Here is a 22,388-nt window from a genome sequence, read left to right as displayed (position 1 = left end):
CACTGTTCTGGTATTCGGCTGCTGACCCTCAGCGCTCGAAGCGGTTGACCGCCGAGATGATGGCCTTCAGCGTGCTGGTGATAACCGAGGAATCGATGCCGACACCCCAGATCACACGCTCTTCGGCGGGTTCGCCCACCTTGCACTCCACATAGGAGGCCGCGAGCGCGTCCGAACCCGCGGTCATGGCGTGCTCGACGTAATCCTGGACGGAGATGGTCAGGTCAAGGGCGCTCAGCGCGTTGAGGAAGGCATCGAGAGGTCCGTTGCCTTTGCCTTCGATCTGACGTTCCACCGCCTCATCGACGCCGGTCAGTCCACGATCCAGAACGCTCGCCTTGAGTTCGGTATCCGAACCATCCTCACCCGAACTCACACTCACCTTGAGCAGTTTCAGACGGCCCCACTGACTCAGACTCGAGTCCTCTCGATCCGCGACCGCACCAGCGGCGGCAGTGCTTCCTGATTTCTCAATGGGAAGGTACTCATCCTTGAAGAGTCTCCAGATATCCTCGTCGCGCACCTCACGCTTCGTCTCGTCCGCGAAATGCTGGACGATGCGATCGAATTCGACCTGCAGGCGCTTGGGAAGATCGATGTTGTGGTTGGTCTTCAGCAGATACGCCATACCACCCTTGCCGGATTGCGAATTGACACGGATGATGGCCTCGTAGCTGCCCCCGACATCCTTCGGATCGATCGGCAGGTAAGGAACGAGCCAGAGGTAGTTCTCGATATCGGCGTTGTCTCGCAACGCGGCCTGCTGCCTCGCCTCAAGACCCTTCTTGATGGCGTCCTGATGCGAACCGGAGAAGGCGGTGAACACGAAGCTGCCGACATAGGGATGGCGTTCGGAGATCTTGATCTGATTGCAATACTCGACGGTACGACGCAGCTCGGGCATATCCGAGAAGTCAAGCTGTGGGTCGACACCCTGGACCAGAAGGTTCAACGCGATCGTGCACACATCCACGTTGCCGGTGCGCTCGCCGTTACCGAGCAGACATCCCTCAACACGATCGGCACCCGCGAGCATGCCTAATTCCGTTGCGGCAACCGCCATGCCCTCGTCATTGTGAGGGTGGAGGGACAACACGACCGAATCACGGTTGCTGAGATTGTTCGACATGTATTCCACCTGGTCGGCGAAGACATTCGGCGTGGTCATCTCCACCGTATTAGGCAGATTGATGATCATCGGATGCTCCGGGGTCGGCTTGATCACATCGATGACCGCATTGCACACATCGAGCGAATACTCCGGCTCGGCACCGGAAAAGGATTCGGGCGAATACTCATAGTAGAGATCGGTGCCTGCCGCATCATGCTCCAAGGATTTGCAGAGCTCGGCGGCATCCGTCGCAAGCTTCTTGATGGACTCCTTGTCCTTGCGGAAGACTACCTCGCGCTGCAGCACCGAAACCGAATTGTAGAAATGCACGACCGCACGCTTGGCGCCACGCAAGGCCTCATAGGTCTTGCGGATCAGATGCTCACGCGCCTGGGTCAGCACCACTATCGTCACATCATCCGGGATGAGTTCACGTTCGATCAGCAGACGGATGAAGTCATAATCCGTTGAGGATGCCGAGGGGAAGCCCACTTCGACCTCTTTGAAGCCTATGCTCATCAACAGGTTCCAGAAGCGGAGCTTGCGCTCCGGATCCATCGGATCCACCAGGGCCTGGTTGCCATCACGCAGATCGACCGAACACCAACGAGGGGCTCTTTTCAAGGTTTTCCCGGGCCATGTGCGATCCGGGTAGTCGAAGGGCACCTGCTTGCCGTAGGCGACGTATTTGGTGTAAGGCATAGTGCTCGGCCGTTGAGGTGCGCCCACGAATCGCGCTGGGGGCAGCAGTCGGTCATTATTCCCTCCGTTGGAGCCCGCAGCTACTGCGGCTAAATCAAACACGGATGATTGATCCCGATCCATACTTCCTCCTTTGCTTCTGAGATGAATACACACCACAAACACGGCGCTCTGCCGCGTCACAATTGACCATCCTACAATCTAGGCGGGCTCCGCATGCCCCAAACGTTCATATCCCATCCCCATGCCGAGGATCTCGCACCGGTCAGCCCGATAAGACTCCGAAAGCGTGGAGACGGCCGCCGGCCTACCCGATCCGTCAGTGGAACAGGCTGATGCCACGACGGGCCAGACAGTAGGCGTTGCCCAGCCATGTATGTTTGGAGTTCGGCCAGACGGAGCCGAGTCTTGGGGCGTTCTGGCTCATCCAGATGCTTGGCACACGTCCATCCGTGCTTCGCGACCCCAGAAGATTGAAACCGTTCTTCTCCCGCAGCCATTCAGGATGCTGCGTGGCGATCGCCAGACCTTCCTCCAACGTCAAGGGCAGACGTTCATCGGAATCTATGAGTTTCCGGGCCACATCCGGCTCGCGATTCACATACGCCGTTCCCGTGTGCGGCTCGATCACCAGATAGAAGGGACCTTCCGGTGGTTCGAAACCATCCTGAGGCATGAAACTGACGATATCGCGGGGAGGCATCGTCGTGAAACCGGCCATGCGATTAATGCTGGTTCGTGAAATCAGCGATTCCGGCGAGACCAGCTCCCTGGTGGGCACCAGCAGGATGCCCTCGCCAAGATCATTGTGTTCCAGGGCCCGAATCAGGGGTTTGGCCAAGGCGCGGAAGGCTGCGGCGCTGATATCGGCCACATCCGGGTAACCGAGCGCGACGATTCGATCCAGTTGACGTTGCGCTTCCTGCGATGCTTTCGACATATCCCCAGTATCTCACCATCACGATGTTATGGCCGAGCCATCCGCTATATCTCTTCCCTGGATGCAGGATGCGGACCCCTCAAGCCTGGATCCGCATCCTGCATGCCGTCGGCCGATGACAAGGATGTGCTTACAACTGCTCCGAAAAATGCTTTTGGGCGATAACCTCCGCGATTTCAATCGCGTTCAGGGCGGCACCCTTGCGCAGATTGTCATTCGCCACGAACAATGCCAAACCCTTGCGTCCGGGAACGGCCTGATCCTGACGGATACGACCCACGAAGCTGTTGTCCTTCCCTGCGGCCTGCAGCGGGGTGGGGATGTCGCTCAGAGCCACTCCAGGGGCTTTGGAAAGCAGCTCACGGGCCTGATCAGGTGTCACATCCTTCTCGAACTCGGCATTCAGGCTCATGCCGTGTGCGGTGAATACACCGACCCGCACGCAGGTGCAGGAGGCGGCGAGATCGGGCAGATGCAGGATCTTACGGCTTTCGTTGCGCAGTTTCTGCTCCTCGTCGGTTTCTTCGCTGCCATCGTCGACCAGGGCGCCGATGAAGGGAACCGCGTCGAAGGCGATGGTGCGCACGACTTTGGTGGGTTCGGGGAAATCGATGGAGGAACCATCGAATACGAGCTTGTCGGCACCCTGATCGAGTGCGGCCTGCGCTTCGTTCTTGAGCTGCAGGACACCGGCGCGCCCAGCGCCTGAAACCGCCTGATATGAGGAGACGATCAGACGCTTGAGACCGAAGGCATCCGCCAGCGGTTTCAGCACGGGCATGCATGCCATGGTCGTGCAATTCGGGTTGGCGACGATACGGCCGGGCACATCATCCAGATCGTGCGGATTGACTTCGGCGACCACCAGGGGCACGTCATCATGCATACGCCACTGCGAGGAATTGTCGACCACATAGGTGCCTTCGGCCGCGAATCGTGGAGCCCAGAGCTTTGAGGTGCCGCCACCGGCCGAGAAGATGGCGATGTCGATACCACGCAGATCGGCATGCTCGACATCCTCGACGGTGATGTCGTGCCCCTCCCACTGCAGGGTCTGGCCTGCGGAATGGGATGAAGCGATGAAGCGGAGGTCCTTGACGGGGAATTCACGTTCCGCAAGAATCCTGCGCATCACCATGCCGACCTGTCCGGTCGCTCCCAGCACCGCTACATTTACACCCTGTTCGTTGATCCTCGTCATTTCAGCGTCCTGTCCCTCCGTAAACGACAGCTTCGATCTGTTCTGCATCCAGATTAAACGCGGTATGTATCGCACGCACCGCATCATCCAGATCGGCCAAAGGCACCATCGCGGAAATGCGGATCTCCGAAGTGGAGATCATCAGCACATTGATGCTCTGGGCGCTCAAGGCCTTGAAGAATGTGGCCGTGATTCCCGAATGGGTTTTCATGCCGACACCCACCAGAGTCACCTTGCCCACCTGGGTGTTGACTTCGATGCTGTCATATCCCAAGGATTTCGCCTGAGATTCCATCAAGGTCTCAACGGCGTCGGTCTGGGCCTGCGGCATCGTGAAGGAGATGTCGGCGGTGCCTGTGGCAGCGCCCGCCTGGACGATCATGTCGATGTTGATGCCACCCTCGGCGAGGATGGTGAACAACTGGGCGGCAACACCGGGAAGGTCAGGAACGGCGCGCAGGGTGACCTGGGCTTCGCTGCGGTCATGTGCCACACCTGAAATCACCGGTGACTCAGGACCGTTGAGATCGGGGAACAGTTCACCCATTGATTTGTTCTCATCGTTATTATTCATGAATCCGCCTCATATATGTTGCTGTGTTGTTCTGTTGTGGTCTTCGGTACAGCCCTGGCCTACGCGTCTTCGTGTGTGAAGCGCGGACGTGGGCTCTCACTCATAGTTCGGCACGGTATCCGGGTTCACTCCCTGCGGGATGATCACCGTTCCCGAACGATGGGAGAAGGAACTGCGAACGTGGATGGGCATATGGAAGCGTTGGGCGTATTCCACGCATCGCAGGGCCAGGATCTTGGATCCGGAGGCCGCCATTTCCATCATCTCCTCGTAGGAGATCATCGGGATCCTGCGAGCGGTCGGGACGATGCGCGGATCGGCGGTGAACACACCATCCACGTCGGTGTAGATCTCACACACGTCGGCGTGCAACGCCACCGCGAGGGCAACCGCCGACGTATCCGAACCGCCACGGCCCAGAGTCGTCGCATCGCCATCGGGATTGACCCCCTGGAAGCCTGCGACGATACCGACCTCCCCATTGCTCAGCGCTTCCGCGACGCGATGCGGATGCACGGCACGGATATGCGCGGCGCCATAGCGTGCGTCGGTCATGAAACCCGCCTGTGAGCCGGTGAAGGAATGCGCCTTCTCCCCCTGCGCATGAATGGCCATGGCCAACAGGCTCATGGAGATGCGCTCACCTGCGGTCATCAACATATCCATCTCACGGGCGGGAGGGTTGGAATCCATATCCAACGCCTGCTCGATCAGGTCGTCGGTGGTGTCACCCATGGCCGAAACCACGACGGCGACATCATTACCGGCTTTTTTGGTCGCAATGATGCGCTTCGCGACACGCTTGATGGAATCCGAATCCGCGACGGAGGACCCGCCGAATTTCTGAACGATAAGAGCCACTTCTATCCAATCTCGCAGCTGGTGTTGCACCGCTTGGCGACATTCTACGCAATTGGGACGATTATAGGCGTCCCCATACCTTCAGAGCCGCCGTCTCCCAGCATATGAGCAGTCGAATGCCACGGTCACACGCCTGTGCGCCTTGCGGCGGGCAGGGTCCCCACGCGTTATGGGCGATACCGTGGTGCATGTGACCGCGATCCCGGGGGACGCCGTTCAGACGCTTCGCCGTCCGGAGAGCGCACGTCCGAGTGTGATCTCATCCGCGTATTCCAGATCACTGCCGACAGGCAAACCGCTCGCCAGGCGGGTGACTTTCAACTCAAGTGGCCCGAGGAGTCTGCTGAGATATGTGGTTGTCGCCTCACCTTCGATGTTCGGATCCAGAGCGAGGATAACCTCTTTGACCTCCTCGGACTTCAGACGGTTGAGCAACTGGGCGATCCTCAGATCGGCGGGAGCGATATTCGCCATCGGGTTGATGGCTCCTCCGAGCACGTGATACAGACCCTTGAACTCACGTGTTCTCTCGATGCTCATCACGTCCTTGGGTTCTTCAACGACGCAGATGACGCTTCGGTCGCGTCTTGGATCCTCGCAGATCGGACAGGGGCTGCTTTCACACACATTCCCGCATATCTCGCAGAATCTGACCTTCATCTTCACGGTGACGATCGCATCCGCCAGATCCTGGGCCTCCTGCATATCCGTACCCAGCATGTAGAAGGCGATACGCTGCGCGCCCTTCGGCCCGATTCCGGGCAATTTGGCGAAACCGTCGATAAGATCCTGGATCGCACCGTCATATGCCAATGCCATTACTCGTGTCCTTGCTGCTTACTGTGCTCCACATTGATGGGGTTCAGTGGGTCATCCGAATCAAAGGTCTCCACCTGTTTCACGTCAAACATCTGTTTGAGGGCATCGAGGTCGAGAGCGGTACCGCTGTTCAGTGCCTTGTCATGCATGGTGTAGACGTCATCCTCGGCCGAAACCGGAGGGTTTGCCGGCCCTGCCGTCTCCCCATTCGCCGTTCCGCCGTGCACGCCCGCCGGGGCTTTGTCCTCTTCTGCGATTTCCGGGCGCGGCTTGTCGGCGTGGAACGCCCCTGCCGCGGGGTTCCCGACAAAGTGTTGTTCGGTCTGTAGTCCATCGTCGCGCCCGCCGTCGTCCTGGCTTTGGCGCGGATCATCGCTTGCCGTCTGGCCCGTGGAAACAGCCTTCGCCGAGGTCGAAGGATTCAGCCAAGGGTCGGAATCATCCGAAAGGTCGGGCACCGAAACGCTTTTCTTGACATGATGTTCGGGAATCCGCTCCTGATCGGTGCCCGGCGCAGCCTCATCGGGCATCCGCTGGGGGGTGGCCCAGGGATCCACATCGTCTGCGGGCCGGGCGACGTGCCCCCCTCGATGATGAGCGGCATCGTCATCCTGACCACCATCGTCCTGACCGCCGATCGTGGTGTCCCCGGATCGGGCCACCGGGGCTTTCGCGTTGCTGGAAGCGTTCCGCGCCCTGCTTCCTGCAGCGTCATGCTGCGTGGTATTCGCCGCATTGCCCGTTGGCTTGCCCGCAACCTTGCCTGTCATGCCGAGATTGGCGGCGGATAGACCCGCTTTATCGAGAGCTATGCGTCTTTTGATGTCAGCCAGCTGCTCAGGTGACATCTTTCGCGTCGATTCCACGGCTTCGCCATCCGCCGCGGTGGGTGATGGCGCTATGAAGGTCTGCGCGCCGAAGGAGTGCTTCACCATCAGCAAGACGATCTTCGGAATACTGGTTTCCCCACCGACCGCCTCGCTGGCCACGGCCAGGGCGAATGCGTGCTGACTCAGAGGTGTGTCGAAGGTCATCCGCAGGCGTTGCCTGCCTGAGGTCGAAACATCAAGAGCCACACTGGGGACTTTGTCTCTGCTGACGTATTCCTTCACGTCTTGTGGCAGTTCCTTGACAACGGCGTCCCATTGCTCGTCCACGCTGCCGTATGAGGGGCCCGCCGAAGCCTTCGCCTCTACGGGTGAGGAGGACGCGACGGCCTCCGCCTCGCCGGTCTTCTCACCTGTCCCGGCCATTTCCCCCGTCCCTGCACCGGTGGCGGAGGTGCTGCCCTGTCCACGGTCGGATTGCGTCGAAGCCGCCTGGCGCGTCGAGGCACCGTCCTGCTGCGTCTGAGGGGCAGAGCCATCACCTGAGGTATTGACCGGAGCCGGGCGCGGTTCGGTCGAAGCCGGGTGCGCTGGCGAGGATTGGGGGGATGACGATTGGGGAGGCACAGCTCCAGAAGACACAGCTTCAGAAGGCGCCGGCCCAGAGGACACTGGTCCGGAAGATGCCGTTTCGGAACGGCGTGATCCCACGAAACCGCCCTTGGACCGCGGGTGTGGGGCAGACTCCGCCACTTGCGCCTGTCCACCCGCCGAAGGGGCGGATGCGGCTTCCTCTTCGCCGAATCTGTAGGCGAGCAGCTTCGCCGCCAGAAGCTCCAGACGCATACGCGGTGAGGTCGCCCCACTCATCGAAGCAACTGCCTCATTGATGATCTGGGCCATCTGTGTAAGCGCCTGCAGGCCGAGGCTCGAAGCCTGCCTCTCAAGCTCCTGCATGCTCTCGGCCTCCGCATCATCACTGAGCACGCTCTGTGCGCGCTGACCGCCCAGTGTAAGCACCAGGAGATCACGGACTCTGGAAAGCAGATCCTCAACGAAGCGTCTTGGATCGAAACCGCCGACCACGACTTTTTGCACCACACCGTAGAGTTTCTCGCCGTCGCAGTCGATAACGGCATCGACCGCCTCACCGATCAAGGTCTCGGGGGTGAAACCCAGCAGGGCGACCGCTGAATCAAGGGTCACCGTGTTGTCCTGAGCACCGACCATCAACTGGTCGAGAACCGACAATGTATCTCTCATCGACCCGCCACCGGCACGCATGGCCAGACGCAGAACCCCTTGTTGGGTCTGAATGCCCTCCTTGGAGCAGACCTCTTCCAGATACGGTCCCATCACTTCGGGCGGAACCAGACGGAAGGGATAATGATGAGTGCGCGAACGGATGGTGCCGATTACCTTCTCCGGCTCTGTGGTCGCGAATATGAACATCACATGCTCGGGAGGTTCCTCGACGATTTTCAGCATCGCGTTGAAACCTTGCTGGGTCACCATGTGGGCTTCGTCAAGGATGAATATCTTATAGCGGTCTCGCGCCGGCGCGAAGCCCGCCCGTTCGCGCAGTTCACGGGCATCATCGACACCGTTGTGGCTTGCCGCGTCGATCTCCACCACATCGATGGATCCGGGGCCGCCTGTTGCCAAGTCCCTGCAGCTATCGCACTCACCGCAAGGATGGCTGGTGGGGCCCTTGGCGCAGTTCACGCAACGGGCGAGGATTCGTGCGCAACTGGTCTTCCCGCAGCCTCTCGGGCCGGAGAACAGATACGCGTGTGTGAGCTTGCCCTGATCGAGCGCACGCCCCAGGGGAACAGTCACCTGGTCCTGACCGATTACTCCGCTGAAGGTATCGGGACGGTAACGCCTATATAGTGCAAGAGCCATACCTCTAATCTACCGTTCTCTCTTCCCAGCGTGGCATCGACAATCCCCGGGTCGGATCCGACCGACTCAGGAGCTACCAAACTAACAACCCCCATCCACTTGTGGCTTCGCCCAAGGTGAATGCCGGCACATGCGCTTGCACCGCGAGGTCATGGCCCGATGGCGCAGGCTCGATGAAGGCTGCTCCGCACATCTCGGGACCAGCCCTGGAGCGCCCTTCGATCGGAGGTATGAATGCGACCATCGTCCTCACGGCAACATCCACCCACGCATCCTCGTCATCCATATCGCATCTCAGCAACTGCGCACCGTTGGATGCCACGATCCGCGCAGCCTCCAGGCATGGCTCGGACCGTCCCCGGATCCATGCGGAGGCTGCGGCCAACGCCGCGGCATCTGCGGTGTTTCTCGCGCGGTTCATACAGATCAGCCCATTACCCACCGCTACCAACACGGTCAACGAGAGCGCGATGCACAGTATCAGCACCACGCCCGCCATCGATCCGGATCCGCAATCGGAGGCGCGGCGCGCACTATGATTCCCATACCGTCGCATCATGACCCCACCTTCCCTCCGCAGTTAAGGACCGTCTGGCCGCTCCGCCCGGCCAGCCCACCCGAACTCGTCATCTCATGGCGTTCTTCACCGGTGCTGCATGGTGACGGGAATCCTTGTGAGGACGCGCCCTGCAGCACGTCCGGATGCAATCATTCGTTGAGGAATCCCGTCGCCTTGCCCGTGACCGCGAAGGGCAGCGCGCCGAACACCTCCGCGGCGATCGGGCATTGGGTGGTCACCACGACGTGACCCTCTGAGTGCTGCAATTGCACGACGGTCCGTTCTCCCGCCGCGACCCGTGCGGCGGCAACGGCACGGGCATCATCTCCCGATATGAATATCTCCCTGGCGGCGACGCTGGCCGCATCCTGACAATCCAGGCTTTTGCGGACGGCCTCGGTCAGCCCCAGCAACAGCATCGCCAAAGCCATCACAGCGGGCAGGATCATTGCGAATTCAGCCGTCACGGTCCCCGGATCGCTTCCGGAGAAGAAGCGCTTGATGCCGGACATCAGCCGATATTCAAGGCTTGGCGGATGATGGTCACCAACAGTTCCCTGACCTCTCCCGATTTGAGTATCGCGACCAATAACCCGGCGAATCCCGTCGCCGCGATGAGAACCACCGCGTACTCCGCGGTCGCCATACCCGCTTCAGGTTCCGCAGCAAGCATTCGCCATCGGGCGTCGAACACATAGTATTGCCGGGACAGCCCCTGCATTCGACGCCGCAACCACGATCTGTATGTGCCCGCCTTATCCGCGTCGCATGATTGCCGCAGGCGGAGGCTTCCGCGTATGAGCTGCCAGTTGTTCCGCCATCTGTATTGGTGTCTCATGATCGTTTCCTTTCCATATTGTCTTCCGGATGTGGGGTGCGCTGGTCACGCCCTTATGCCCCAGGTGATGCCAACTATGCCTGCAGCCCGAAGGCAATGGACTGCAGGGGCACGGATGTGGTTGAATGGCGGCTCCGCACAATGGCTGTGGACGCTAGGCGAACATCCCCTGAGCGAAGGCGGCGATGCAAGGGATGACGCCGATCAACACGAATGCAGGCAGAAAACACAGCGCGGTGGGCAGCAGAAGTTTCACGGACAGATGTGCCGCTTCGGACTCGATACGATTGCGCTCGGCACTATCCAACTGCTGGACGACCGCCTCAATTCTCGGCAACGGCGAAGCGCCGAGGCGCCAGGAGGCTTCCAGGGAGTCACGCAGCACCGTGCAACACACACCGCAGGCATTCCCGTCACAGACCGGAGCCCAGGCCGGAGTCCACGCGATACCACGATGCAGTCTGCACACCACTCGCCCGATCGCCCCGCCCAGATCATCGTCGATGGCCATGGAGACCCTTTCAAGCGCATGCGAGATCGACGCACCCCGTCGTATCGCGACCGCCAACATCTCCAGCACCAACACGATCCGCACAGGGGGCCTTGCCATTGCTCCATGCAGGACGTCAAGCCTGCTGTCTTCCAGGTGCATAAGCATGAATATGCAGGCCGATGCGATGGGAAGGATCACCGTCTCCACTGCCCCGCTCCCCTCCTTGAAGCACTGCGGTCGCTGTCCGTAATCCCGGAGCGGAGCAGGGCCCTCATCCAGAACATGCCCGCTGCATAGAACGCACCTCCCACCACGAGGCACAGCAGACCAGGAGTGCTCGAGCAGAGGAACGACAGCGCCCTGATCCCTATTATCTCGGCGAGCGCAATCGATGCCACAGGCAGCAGCGAAAGCAGACGAACCGTGGCCTTGGGCATCGAAAAGGACGTGTTTCTCAGATCATCGATCATGCGAGAACGTTTGCACGCGGCGGCTGCGGCATCGATGCATCGCGCCGCCTCGCATCCCATCTCTTCGCTCAATCTGCAGGCCGCGGCCACGGCCAGCGCGGTTTCGAGTACCTGTCGGGGACGCTCCTGTGGTGAACGACACCGCCAGAGGGCCTCGTAACATCGCTCCGCCGTCAATTCCCGCGTCGCGAAGGGCTTGCCCGCCAGCTCCTCGACACCTTCGGTGAGGCCGCTGCCGCTACGCAACAGCGAGCTCAATGACGACAAAGCGGCGATCGTCCCGGCTCCGGAACGCTCCGCAGCACGGACACTCCCGCGCGCGTAGAGCCGATCCGATGCGCGGCATGGTCCCCCTGAGCGCAGAAGGACCAGCGCCCCAACGCACACGGCAAGCATCAGGGCATCGGCACCATCGGACATCACGGCCGCCCACCCTTGCCCGTGCCATATGCCGATTCAGGGTCCCACCGTTCAAGGAAACGGCACCAGGGGGCACCGCCGATGACGCTTTCCCCGCCCTTCCACACCGACAGCACCTCTCCGAGCAAGGCACCATCCCGGTGCCTCCGCAGACATCCCATATGGCTGATTCGCCGCACACCATCGACCGTACGCAGATGCACGAGTACGTCGAAGGCCCCATCGGCAAGCAGGCCCAATGCCTGTGCATCGATACCGGCGAGGAGGCCAAGGGACAGCAGCCGTGCCGGAACCCTGGCCACACCATCGGCGTGCATGGTGGCCATCCCACCGCGATGCCCGGAATTCAGGGCCCTGAGCAGATGCACGATCTCCGCGCCTCTGCACTCTCCGAGAACCACCCGGTCCGGGCGCATCCTCAAGGTGGCTCGTATCAGTGACTCCAAGTCGATCTCACCGGCACCTTCGAGGTTGGCGGACCTGGTGACCAGGGAGACGTGGTTCGCCCTGCCCAGCACCCCCAATTCGCGCGTCTCCTCCACCGTGATGATGCGCTCATCAGGCTGGCACTGCGCCAGCAGCGCTCTGAGCAGGGTGGTTTTACCCGTGGCCGTCGCCCCGGTGACCAGTATGGATGCCTTGCGTCGCACCAATGCCTTCATGGTCCGCAGCCAGACAGCCGGCATCATCCCCATACGAGCCAACTGCTCAAGGTCAGGCTGCTGACGATTGGGGAAGCGTATGGAGATGGAGGCGCCTTGGGCCACCAGTGGCTCGATTACCGCATTGATGCGGATTCCCTCGGGTGTGGAGACGTCGGCTATCGGACGGGAATCGTCAAGACGCTGACCGAATTGCGAGCATAGCTGCACTGCGAATTCACGGAGTATCCGTGGGGAGCGAAACCTCAATCTGGTCTGACGCTCCCGCATCCCGTGACCAGCGTCCACCCACACGGTTCCGTCCCCGGTAACGGCGATGTCGCTCACGTCGGGATCCCGGACGAACTCATCCAAAGGGCCAAAGACCAATCCTGTGACCGGGGCAGAGATGGGGAGCAGACTATCCATGGATATCCTCCGCAGCGCCCACAGCGCCCGCTCCTGGTGCGGCATCAGAGGGATGCGAGTTCTGTCTGTCCACCGGGGACGGATCGGCTCTCATCCGGTCGTCGAAAGCTTTTGTCCCCTGGCGCAGCGGTGCCGCCGGCCCATCGCCGGATGCGCCTTCTCCGGCGAGGAGGGCGTCCGTCAGGGACCTGAGCAGATACCTGTATTGTTTCGGGATGCGAGCTATCCCGAAGCCCTGCGTTATGGATAAGCCCAGTCTCCGGATCGGCGAGAATTCGCCGATCAGCGGGACACCCAGGTACTCCTGTGCATCCTGGACCGATATCCTCTCCGATCTCGCACGTAACGCACGGGGGTGCACACCGATGACCAGAGCCGTGCCGGAGGATGCCGTCAGCTGCCCACGGGAGAGCGCGACTCCGGCCCTGGCCAGTCCAAGCACGGACAGTTCCGCCAATACAACGATCTGCGCGCTCTGCGGCAACGCGATCTCCTCGATGCGCTCACCTCGTCCCGCATCCACGACCACTATGTCGTTGACCTCCTGCAATGCATGCAGAGCCGCCTGCTGCTCCCACCAGTCTGGATGCCGCACCTTCCGTGGATCCACACTCAGTACGCCGTTTCCCTCCCAATGAAGCAGCTCGTGTTCGAGTGCCTCGCCATCCAGCCTGCCCAGAGGCGCCTTGATATCGGTGAAACGCATACCGCTTTCCGCCTCGATACCAAGCAACACATCGATCCCGCCGCCTGAGAAATCCGCGTCGATGATGGTGCAGCGCATCCGCATGTCGGTGAAGGTCCAGGCCGTCATCGCCGCCAAGGTACTCAGTCCCAGTCCGCCACTGACCCCTACGAACACGACGATCCTGCACTGCGTCCGCACCTCGCTTGCCGTATGCCCCTTCACCGGGGGGCGGCCGATTGGCCCCCTCGTCACACGCGCCGCGCGTCTGGGTGATCTCGACGGCGAGCGTCTGGCTGGTCTGCGTGCTTCTTTCATGCCATGATTCAACACAGGCGCCCGGGCCGTGACAATGCATGGCGATGCTGTGGTCGGATGTCACTGTCACCCACCGGCATGGTGGATGGATAATGCCTGATCCCGGCTCGGTTGATGCTCGCCACGCCGGGTTGGCAGGGTCCGTGTGGCGAGCATTCACAGAAACGCACATATAGGGCGGTTGAGAGCACATGAACGGCACTTTCGGACCTTCTCATGCACCAAGATTTACCAGTTTCGATAAGTTGCTGACATTGCCCCTCCCCGGCTTGCATCCCGTCGCAAACCGGGCATAATAGTGAGTACAAGGACAACAGAACAGAGCAGAAGCCCACAAAGGTACATGGTCACGAGGACCGTTACGTTGGACGGGCAATGGAAAGACTTACCGTTGCAACGAGGATGTTGTGCAGAGATTCTGCTTGTTGGACTTGTAGGAGGCCTCCCGGTTGGGAGGCCTCCTTTTTTCATGACCACCGGCCTCATAAGAGCTGAGCCACGCAAAAGCCCCTTACACCCCCTGTTGATCCCATCCTCTCCCACTCTCCCCCGCTTCCGGTCGAGACACTTCTTTGCCGTCCTGACGGAGACGGCGCAACGCCCGAAACGCCACGATCGCCACCGCCTATGTGAATTCATATTGAATTCTTACAGGCTCGACACTTCTGCGTTATACCCCTGCATCTACGATAGGGATATGGTTCAGATTTTTGATGCTCCCTCGAAAGCCGTGCTGCGAAGCCAGATCGCCGAACACATCGCGGAGACCGACAAAGCCGAGCGTCGTGGTGACGCATCCGCCGCCGATTCCAACCCCTTGCCGGAGGATCGTTTCTTCGACAGGGAGATCAGCTGGCTGAAGTTCAACAAGCGCGTGCTGGAACTTGCGGAGGACGAGACACAGCCGATGCTTGAGCGCGCCAATTTCGCGGCCATCTTCGCCAGCAATCTGGACGAGTTCTTCATGGTACGGGTCGCCGGCCTCAAGCGCCGCATAGACAGCGGGATCGCCGTGACAGCCGCGAGCGGCATGAGCCCGCGGCAACAGCTGCGCGCCATATCCGATCATGCACACCGTCTGCAAAACGAGCATGCGCATTATGTCAATGAGCATATTCTGCCTGAACTGGCCAATGAGCACATTGTGCTACTTCGTTGGAACCAGCTCAGCGCCGGCGAGCAGGAACGCCTCTCGCGCATCTTCCGTCGCCAGGTGTTCCCGGTGCTCACCCCTCTGGCAGTGGATCCGGCACACCCCTTCCCCTACATCTCCGGCAACTCCCTGAACCTCGCCGTCATCGTCGAGAACCCCGCCTCGGGCAAATCTCACTTCGCCCGAATAAAGATCCCCGACAACATGCCACGACTCGTCGCCGTCGAAGACCTCACGGATGAGGAGGGCGACGAGGAGCGCTATGGCTTCATCACCATGGAGAACCTGCTGATCGCCCATCTGGAGGCGCTGTTCCCCGGCATGATCATCAAGGAGGCCCGTTCCTTCCGCGTCACACGCAACGAGGATATCGACGTCGAAGAGGATGATGCGGAGAATCTGCTGAACGCGATGGAAAAGGAGCTGCTGCGCAGACGCTTCGGCCCGCCGATCCGTCTGGAGATTTCGGATACGACCTCCCCCTTCCTTTCGCAGCTCCTGGCCGACAAGCTCGGTGTGAACGAGGACGAGGTGTATCGTCTGCCCTCACCGCTCGACTTCACCGTCCTCTTCGAACTCCAGTCGATCGATCGCGCGGATCTGAAGTACCAACCCTTCATCCCCGCGACCAACCGCCAGATCGCAGAGGTCGAGTCCAGCCGCGCACAGGACATCTTCGCGGCGATCCGTGAACACGATGTGCTGCTGCACCATCCCTATGACTCCTTCTCCACCTCGGTTCAGGCCTTCCTCGCCCAGGCCGCCGCGGATCCCAAGGTGCTGGCCATCAAGCAGACCCTGTACCGGACTTCGGGCAACTCCCCGATCATCGACGCCCTGGTCGACGCGGCGCACGCAGGCAAACAGGTGCTCGCATTGGTGGAGATCAAGGCCAGATTCGATGAGGAGGCCAACATCGCCTGGGCCCGCAAACTCGAACGGGCCGGAGTGCACGTGGTGTACGGCATCGTCGGGCTGAAGACGCATTGCAAGCTCTCACTGGTCATCCGTCAGGAGCAGGAGGGTCTGAGACGCTATTGCCACGTCGGAACAGGAAACTACAATCCCAAGACGGCAAGGATCTACACCGATCTGGGATTGCTGACCTGCGATCCTGTGGTCGGCCAGGACCTCACCAGGCTGTTCAACCAGCTCTCGGGCTATGCTCCGAAGTCCAGCTTCCACAGACTGCTCGTCGCTCCCCGAACGGTACGTACGGGCTTGATTCAGCGCATTCAGCGCGAAGAGGATGCAGCCCGTCAGGGCAAGGATTCCTGGATCAAGATCAAGGTGAACTCCCTCGTCGATGAGAAGACGATCGATGCCCTGTACCGGGCCAGTCAGGCCGGGGTCAAGATCGACATCGTCGAACGCGGCATCTGCGCGTTGAAACCAGGAGTGGCCGGATTGAGCGAGAACATCCGTGTTCGTTCGGTCCTCGGACGATTCCTGGAGCACAGCCGCATCTTCGCATTCGCGAATTCAGAGGGCCCTCAGATCGGCGAAGGGCCGATTTCAGGACCGGAGGTATGGATCGGCTCGGCGGATCTGATGCACCGTAACCTCGACCGCCGCGTTGAGGCACTGGTCCGCATCACCGCGCCCGACGAGGTCGATGAGCTGATCAAATACGTGGACCTGCAGATGGCGGATACGACCAGTTCTTGGCATATGCAGGGGGACGGCTCCTATATCCGGCATTCCCGCGATGAGCAGGGGCAACCGCTGATCGACTGCCAGGAATACCTGATCAAAAAGCACACCCGCGGTCCGCAGGTCGCGCGCTGATCCGGCATCGGGGACTGGCCAAACATGTCTAGAATCATCGAGGCGGCCGGCGCGATTCTGGTAAGGCCGATCAACGGCCGTGCCGTCGCGCCCTCTCTGGCGGGCAGGTCGGCGACGCTCAACGACGATCAGCTCCACAACATCCTTGAGGACCTGGAAGTCTGCCTTGTGCACAGGCCCAAGTATGACGATTGGAGCTGGCCCAAAGGCAAGCAGGAACAGAACGAGTCGCTGTTCCATACCGCCGTGCGCGAGGTGGGCGAGGAAACCGGTGTCCCTGTCTGTCTGGGTCCTTTTCTCACCTCCCTGGAATACCCTCTGAACGAGGAGGGCGGAAAGAAGAACAAGGGAGGCTCGCGCTCGGGAGTCAAACATGTGTCGTACTGGATGGCCACGGCGCTCGATTCCATGCAGGCGCAGCAGCGCCAGGTCGCCTTCGGCCCGGTTCACGAACCGGACGTCTCCGAGATCGATGAGTGTCGTTGGACTTCGGTCCAGGAGGCACGACGGCTGCTTTCACACTCCACTGACCGCACGGTTCTCGATGCCTTCGTCTCTCGTCTGCGTGAAGGTGCACTGCCATCACGCAGCGTACTGATCGTGCGGCACGGCAAGGCGGAATCGCGCAAATCATGGCTGGGAGAGGATGGGGTGCGGCCGCTCACCCCGCAAGGCGCCGCGGCCTCCTATGCGCTGACCCGCGAGCTGGCCTGCTTTGCGCCAAGCCGCATCATCAGCTCGTCTTGGACGCGCTGCGCCGACACCGTGCTCCCCTATGCCCTGCAATCCGGCATACCGCTGGAACGCAGCGATGACCTCACCGAAGACACCTACGCCAGCAGCGAGCAGACCGTTCTGGATTGCTTCCAAGAGCAGATCGAATCAGCTCTACGTGAAGGCCAGAATACCGTTATCTGCGCTCACCGCCCGCTCTTCGAGGGCGTATTCGAGCAATTGCGCGGATTGTGCATCAATACGGCCTTGGCGAAGAAACTGCCCCGTGTGTCCCCCTTCATGCCGACGGCGCACGCGCTTGTGCTGAATGTAGTAGATTCTGCGGATGGACCGATTATCATCGACATCCAGAAAGTGGCACCTATTGTCTATTGACTCTTCATATTCAGGATCGGTACGCTCCTCCTCCAACTCCTTTTCAACGGCTCGCCTCGGCTCGAACCGACCGGCCCGACCGGCTCAGCTTGACCAGGCCGTGGCCGATCACTTGGCAGGCGGATTGGATCCCCAGCAGATCAGCGAATTGAGCCATAGTTCGGCAGCCTCATTGCTTGACCGTGTGCACCATACGCAGGATCCCCAGATCGTGAAGCGTGTACTCTCGCTCATCGATCATGAAGGCATTGATCTGGTCGCCGAGCTCTGGAGCAAATCGGAGGCCGACTCCCTACCCGGCATCCTTTGGCGTCTGTACACGCTGCGGACCTGGATGCACCGCAACCGCGAATCGATCAGCCTGTTGTGGCGCTCGGGTGAGCCCTTCGGCACAGCCGCCTCGGCGATCGTCGGCATCGACCAGACGCCAAGCGCGTCGGATATCGCCAAAACCGCGGATTCGATTCTTTCAGGAGCATTCACAGGGGATTTCGCGGTGGCACTCGAACGTGCCTGCGTGTTCTGCGAAGTGATTGCGACGGGTCTGTCCGCCGAGGCCGAACGCCGGGGCAGGGAGAGCATCGGCCAGGAGGCACTCGGTGCGGAAAGCGGCGATCCGAGAGTCACCTCCTTGCTGAGGACCTCCCGAAAGCTGGCTGGCACGGCGAATGATTTCAAGCATGGCGCCTCCCTATGGCGTAGGGGGAAACTCGAATAGCGGCGATGTTCCCCGCCGGCTACCCTGTTGTCCACCGACCCGGATCTGATGGGGCGCCGTCATCGCTCGGCATGATGTTCGTATTGCACCGCGGTGCCCACCGGAGCGGACTTCGGGAAATCCACCCCGCATATTCCTCGAAGAGCACAACACCCCGCCTCGGCGATCGGCCTGTGCCGTACAATGATTACCGCGTCGGGTCGTGTTTAAGCCCCGGGCTCCATTTGTTGCCGCTGCGAGCGGCGTTTGCGCCGACAGGCGCTTTCACGATTCGGCGCACTTCCTTCTTGTCTATTTGGGCAACGGCGCGCCAAACCCTCTCATCACCCAAGCGTGGGGTTTACCCTTGTAGATATGGAACTTCATGTATTGCAGCATCCTCTGGTAGAGCACAAACTCACCGTACTGCGTAATAAAAACACCCCGTCCAACACCTTCCGTGAGCTGGTGAGCGAACTCGTGATGCTGGAGGCCTACGAGGCCACCCGCAATCTCGCCATCTCCGACTACCCCATCGAAACCCCAGTGGCCTCAATGGTCGGCAAGAAGCTGAGCACACCGCGACCGATGGTCGTCCCTGTTCTGCGCGCCGGTCTGGGAATGCTCGATGGCATGACCCGTCTCGTCCCGACGGCCGAGGTAGGATTCCTCGGCATGAAACGTGATGAGAACACACTGGATATCGTCACCTATGCGAACCGTCTTCCCGAGGATCTGTCCGGCCGTCAGTGCTTCCTGCTGGATCCGATGCTTGCCACCGGCGGCACGCTTATCGCGGCGACGCACTACCTCGCCGAAAGAGGCGCCAAAGACGTCACAGCCATCAATATCATCGCCGCGCCCGAAGGTCTCGACCGTCTTCGCGAGGAAATCGATCCGAGCATCGATTTCAAAGTGGTGGTGTGCGCGGTCGACGAGAAACTCAATGAGAAATCCTATATCGTTCCCGGATTGGGCGACGCCGGAGACCGCCTGTACGGCGTGATCGACTAGTCCTTCGGGCCTCTTATGGCCATAAACAGTGTGAGCTTCGGTGCATGCACCGAAGCTCACACTCATATTCGCACAGTACCTCGTCCGGGACCGGCTGCGGGCACGGCCCAGACGCCTCCGCGCCCCGCCAAGCGGCCCTCCGAATCCGGGCTGTCCTAGCCCAGCGGGACGAAGGACTCGAAGATCATGTAATCGAAGTAGGGGTCGGAGGCCTCCTGTTCGGCACTGCTGCGGACGGTCCAAGAGACCGTGATCGCGCCGAGGGAACGGGCCGTCGTAACCGGGAGGCTGTCCCCTCCATGCCAGTCGTAGGCGATGAAATCAGGACGTCCGAGCCAGTTGAACATCAGCTTGCCCGCCAGCCAGTGCTGCACATCCGCAACGCCTTTGAAGGACGCCTGTTCAGGGGCCGAGAGCTGTCCTCTGCACACTTCCGGGCGATGGAGCCGATACCAGTTCACCGCCAGAGGATTGAAGGACTCGATCACATACGGACCCTGATACCCCTGAAGAATGGCATCAGCGCGCTTCATCAACTCCTCATCGAAGTCATCGCCCATCTTGTATTCGATGATGAGTGGGACTCGACCGTCAACCACGTCCAGCACCTCGGTGAGCAGAGGAACATACTGCGCATAGCCTGAATCCTCCGCTGCTTCAGGGATGACATCGGTCACCTGCTCCACATGCGAATCCCCTGCCTTCGCGGGGCTCGGGAACAACGGTATCCTGCACAGCTGCGCATACGTGAGATCGGATATCCTGCGGTTCACACCGGCGACCCTCGCCAGATCGTCGTCATGGACGACCACGACATGCCCGTCTTTGCTGAGTTGCAGATCCAGCTCAATGCCGAAGCCCGCCTCGCATGCCGCGGCGAATGCCGCCAGGGAGTTCTCGGGGGCGATGGCTCCCTTGGAGTTCACATCCCCGTACCCGGCCTTTGCGGCCATCTCCCTGGCCAGGGTCACGTAATCCACGCTCTCCGACAGATAGCCGGCGGTCAGGCCCGAACCTGAGTCATGCAGACCGCGATGGGCATAATACACACTGGGGATGGGGCCGTTCTCATAGATCTCCTGCCCCGGGACACCTCCCGGAGTGGCGGTGACGAGGGCATTGCTTCTGCCGCGAGGGCCTCTTGGCGCGAGGGCCCAGGTGCCGAGTCCTGCGGCTGCGGCTCCGAACAATGCAAGTCTGCGAACGTTCTTTCCGAAACTCATCGTAGATATCCCTTCGTTGTGCGCTTCTGAGACGCTGGTAAAACCAACCGCCCTACCAGTTCACCACTGCTCTGTATCTTAACTCGCACCGCCGCGATCACACCAGGATATCTATGCTGTTCCGGTGCGAGAGCCAGTTGGCGAAACGGGAGATCGCATAGTTGATCAGCACATAGATGATGGCCACAACCAGATAGACCGGAACCAGACTGCTGAAGTTGGCGATAACCACCTTGGCGTTGACCATCAGCTCCGGGTAGGTCACCACATAGCCGAATGTGGTGTCCTTCACCACAACCACCAACTGCGCGACAAGGGTCGGCGTGACGATGCGCAGCATCTGCGGCATCACGATATAACGGAAGTTCTGGGAGGATGTCAGCCCCAACGATATGCCCGCCTCCTTCTGCCCGCTCGGCACGGCCGCGACACCCGCCCGATAGACTTCTGCCAGTACGGCCGAGGCATAGGCTGAAGTCGGGATGACCACCATCCAGTACGTGCTCATATGGATGCCGAATTGCGCAGGCACCAAAAACAGGAAGTAGATGAAGAGCAGGGTCGGTGTTCCACGAAGGAATTCAGTGATGGTCGCCGCCAGCCATGAGAGCGGCCGGATGCTTGACGTGCGGCATAGCATCAGCAGCATGCCCATCACGAGTGCGATTGCGCCGGCACCGAGTGCGGCCCGCATCGTGCCGATGAGTCCGGCCCCCAGGAAGGCGATCACATTGCCTTGCGTGAAGAAATACCAGTACCGGTAGTCGAGCTGCCCTTTTTCGTAGAAGCGGTATATGACCCAAGCCAGCAGAAGAGCCAGAAGGATGGCGCTGATCACGGTACCGATCACGATCCGTCTGCGTGCCTTGGGCCCTCCGACTTCGAACAGAGCCCGTTCCGTGCGCGTCATCGCCATATCGCCAGCCTCCTTTCGACCTTGCGTCCGAAGAACGCAATGATCAGACCGGTGAATACATACAACAGCGAAGCGATCAGGAAGGTGACCATGCCCATCGCCTCATGATTGTTGATATCGGCCACCAGACCGGTGAGCTCCTTATGCGCCAGCGGCACCAGCGAACCGGCCGAGGAGCTGATGACCACCGAGATGAACAGGGTGACCATCGGCTGGATCACACTGCGAAAGGCCTGAGGAAGCACGATCGATCCGACGATTGAAGAAAAGCCCATGCCCAAGGCACGTGCGGCCTCGATCTGACCGGCATCTATCGTATTGATTCCGGTGCGAAGATTGTCGCAGGCGAAGGCGGATGAGACCAGAACCAAGGCTATGATCACGCTGGGCTCGTAGTCGATGACGATGCCCAGATCAGGCAAGGCATAGACGATGAAGATGAGTACGCAAAGCACCGGTGCATTGCGGAAGGTCTCGACGAAAACATTGACGGCGCCACGCAGGGGCGGAATCGGGCTGACCCGGGCCACAGTGAGCAGCGTCCCCAGGAGAAAACCCCCGGCGAAGGCAATCAGCGCGATACGCAGGGAAACCCAGTAGCTGCTGAGGAACTGCGTGCCATATGTATTCAGTAGGTGTATAAGATCAGCTCCCATAACACCTCCTTACTGTGTATGCATCATCAACAGAATTC

Annotated in this window: 21 protein-coding genes; 4 read left to right on the top strand and 17 right to left on the bottom strand. The window is 60.4% G+C overall.

Features of this window, described 5'->3' with window-relative positions; genetic code table 11:
* Positions 1–28 precede the first annotated feature (28 nt).
* The 14 genes from leuA to BPSY_RS04125 all read right to left on the bottom strand — a co-directional run bounded on the left by leuA (position 29) and on the right by BPSY_RS04125 (position 13,700).
* Positions 29–1,936 (bottom strand): 2-isopropylmalate synthase, encoded by a 1,908-nt coding sequence (leuA, locus tag BPSY_RS04190; RefSeq protein WP_033494578.1) that lies wholly within the window; start codon positions 1,934–1,936, stop codon positions 29–31.
* A gap of 196 nt (positions 1,937–2,132) precedes the next feature.
* Positions 2,133–2,753, bottom strand: coding sequence for a DUF5701 family protein (locus tag BPSY_RS04185; RefSeq protein WP_033494576.1), 621 nt, complete (start codon positions 2,751–2,753; stop codon positions 2,133–2,135).
* A gap of 130 nt (positions 2,754–2,883) precedes the next feature.
* Positions 2,884–3,954 (bottom strand): aspartate-semialdehyde dehydrogenase, encoded by a 1,071-nt coding sequence (locus tag BPSY_RS04180; protein ID WP_033494574.1) that lies wholly within the window; start codon positions 3,952–3,954, stop codon positions 2,884–2,886.
* 1 nt (position 3,955) lies between these two features.
* On the bottom strand, positions 3,956–4,528 hold the full coding sequence (locus BPSY_RS04175; RefSeq protein ID WP_033494572.1) for an ACT domain-containing protein: 573 nt from the start codon (positions 4,526–4,528) through the stop codon (positions 3,956–3,958).
* Between the two features lie 96 nt (positions 4,529–4,624).
* Complete coding sequence (locus BPSY_RS04170; protein ID WP_034886651.1) at positions 4,625–5,389, bottom strand: aspartate kinase; 765 nt, start codon at positions 5,387–5,389, stop codon at positions 4,625–4,627.
* Between the two features lie 216 nt (positions 5,390–5,605).
* Positions 5,606–6,208, bottom strand: coding sequence for a recombination mediator RecR (gene recR / locus BPSY_RS04165; protein WP_033494570.1), 603 nt, complete (start codon positions 6,206–6,208; stop codon positions 5,606–5,608).
* A complete protein-coding gene (gene dnaX / locus BPSY_RS04160) occupies positions 6,208–8,940 on the bottom strand; it encodes a DNA polymerase III subunit gamma/tau (RefSeq protein ID WP_033494562.1) in 2,733 nt (910 codons plus the stop codon). Before dnaX ends, recR begins: the two co-directional genes overlap by 1 nt.
* Before the next feature lie 73 nt (positions 8,941–9,013).
* On the bottom strand, positions 9,014–9,439 hold the full coding sequence (locus BPSY_RS12080) for an Rv3654c family TadE-like protein (RefSeq protein WP_415926600.1): 426 nt from the start codon (positions 9,437–9,439) through the stop codon (positions 9,014–9,016).
* A 209-nt stretch (positions 9,440–9,648) separates the two neighbouring features.
* Positions 9,649–10,011, bottom strand: coding sequence for a TadE family type IV pilus minor pilin (locus BPSY_RS04150; protein WP_033494560.1), 363 nt, complete (start codon positions 10,009–10,011; stop codon positions 9,649–9,651).
* Positions 10,011–10,337, bottom strand: coding sequence for a DUF4244 domain-containing protein (locus tag BPSY_RS11930; RefSeq protein WP_238556801.1), 327 nt, complete (start codon positions 10,335–10,337; stop codon positions 10,011–10,013). Before BPSY_RS11930 ends, BPSY_RS04150 begins: the two co-directional genes overlap by 1 nt.
* 154 nt (positions 10,338–10,491) lie before the next feature.
* Positions 10,492–10,947 (bottom strand): type II secretion system F family protein, encoded by a 456-nt coding sequence (locus BPSY_RS04140; RefSeq protein WP_033494900.1) that lies wholly within the window; start codon positions 10,945–10,947, stop codon positions 10,492–10,494.
* A gap of 77 nt (positions 10,948–11,024) precedes the next feature.
* Complete coding sequence (locus BPSY_RS04135) at positions 11,025–11,723, bottom strand: pilus assembly protein (protein ID WP_152596764.1); 699 nt, start codon at positions 11,721–11,723, stop codon at positions 11,025–11,027.
* A complete protein-coding gene (locus BPSY_RS04130; RefSeq protein WP_051921694.1) occupies positions 11,720–12,790 on the bottom strand; it encodes a TadA family conjugal transfer-associated ATPase in 1,071 nt (356 codons plus the stop codon). Before BPSY_RS04130 ends, BPSY_RS04135 begins: the two co-directional genes overlap by 4 nt.
* The gene (locus tag BPSY_RS04125; RefSeq protein WP_051921693.1) at positions 12,783–13,700 is read right to left on the bottom strand and encodes a CpaE-like family protein; all 918 of its coding nucleotides are present in this window, start codon (positions 13,698–13,700) and stop codon (positions 12,783–12,785) included. The genes BPSY_RS04130 and BPSY_RS04125 overlap by 8 nt, the downstream gene beginning before the upstream one ends.
* A 790-nt stretch (positions 13,701–14,490) precedes the next feature.
* Here BPSY_RS04125 and BPSY_RS04120 point away from each other — a divergent pair.
* From BPSY_RS04120 to upp, 4 genes are all read left to right on the top strand, one after another.
* Positions 14,491–16,734: an RNA degradosome polyphosphate kinase gene (locus BPSY_RS04120; RefSeq protein WP_033494558.1), complete on the top strand. Its 2,244-nt coding sequence runs from the start codon at positions 14,491–14,493 to the stop codon at positions 16,732–16,734.
* A 24-nt stretch (positions 16,735–16,758) separates the two neighbouring features.
* Positions 16,759–17,844 (top strand): NUDIX hydrolase, encoded by a 1,086-nt coding sequence (locus BPSY_RS04115; protein ID WP_033494556.1) that lies wholly within the window; start codon positions 16,759–16,761, stop codon positions 17,842–17,844.
* A complete protein-coding gene (locus tag BPSY_RS04110) occupies positions 17,795–18,562 on the top strand; it encodes a hypothetical protein (protein WP_051921692.1) in 768 nt (255 codons plus the stop codon). Before BPSY_RS04115 ends, BPSY_RS04110 begins: the two co-directional genes overlap by 50 nt.
* A gap of 354 nt (positions 18,563–18,916) precedes the next feature.
* A complete protein-coding gene (upp, locus tag BPSY_RS04105) occupies positions 18,917–19,555 on the top strand; it encodes a uracil phosphoribosyltransferase (protein WP_033494554.1) in 639 nt (212 codons plus the stop codon).
* Positions 19,556–19,710: 155 nt separating this feature from the next.
* Here upp and BPSY_RS04100 read toward each other — a convergent pair whose 3' ends face one another.
* The 3 genes from BPSY_RS04100 to BPSY_RS04090 all read right to left on the bottom strand — a co-directional run bounded on the left by BPSY_RS04100 (position 19,711) and on the right by BPSY_RS04090 (position 22,350).
* Positions 19,711–20,778, bottom strand: a complete 1,068-nt coding sequence (locus BPSY_RS04100) for a glycerophosphodiester phosphodiesterase family protein (protein WP_033498149.1) — start codon at positions 20,776–20,778, stop codon at positions 19,711–19,713.
* Positions 20,779–20,875: 97 nt separating this feature from the next.
* Positions 20,876–21,694 (bottom strand): amino acid ABC transporter permease, encoded by an 819-nt coding sequence (locus BPSY_RS04095; protein ID WP_238556800.1) that lies wholly within the window; start codon positions 21,692–21,694, stop codon positions 20,876–20,878.
* On the bottom strand, positions 21,685–22,350 hold the full coding sequence (locus BPSY_RS04090) for an amino acid ABC transporter permease (protein WP_033498147.1): 666 nt from the start codon (positions 22,348–22,350) through the stop codon (positions 21,685–21,687). Before BPSY_RS04090 ends, BPSY_RS04095 begins: the two co-directional genes overlap by 10 nt.
* Positions 22,351–22,388: the final 38 nt, after the last annotated feature.

Origin of the sequence: Bifidobacterium psychraerophilum (genome assembly GCF_000741705.1) — a bacterium.
Lineage (GTDB): Bacteria > Actinomycetota > Actinomycetes > Actinomycetales > Bifidobacteriaceae > Bombiscardovia > Bombiscardovia psychraerophila.
Note: the sequence above shows the minus strand (reverse complement) of the source record. Positions and strands in the feature narration are given on the sequence as shown.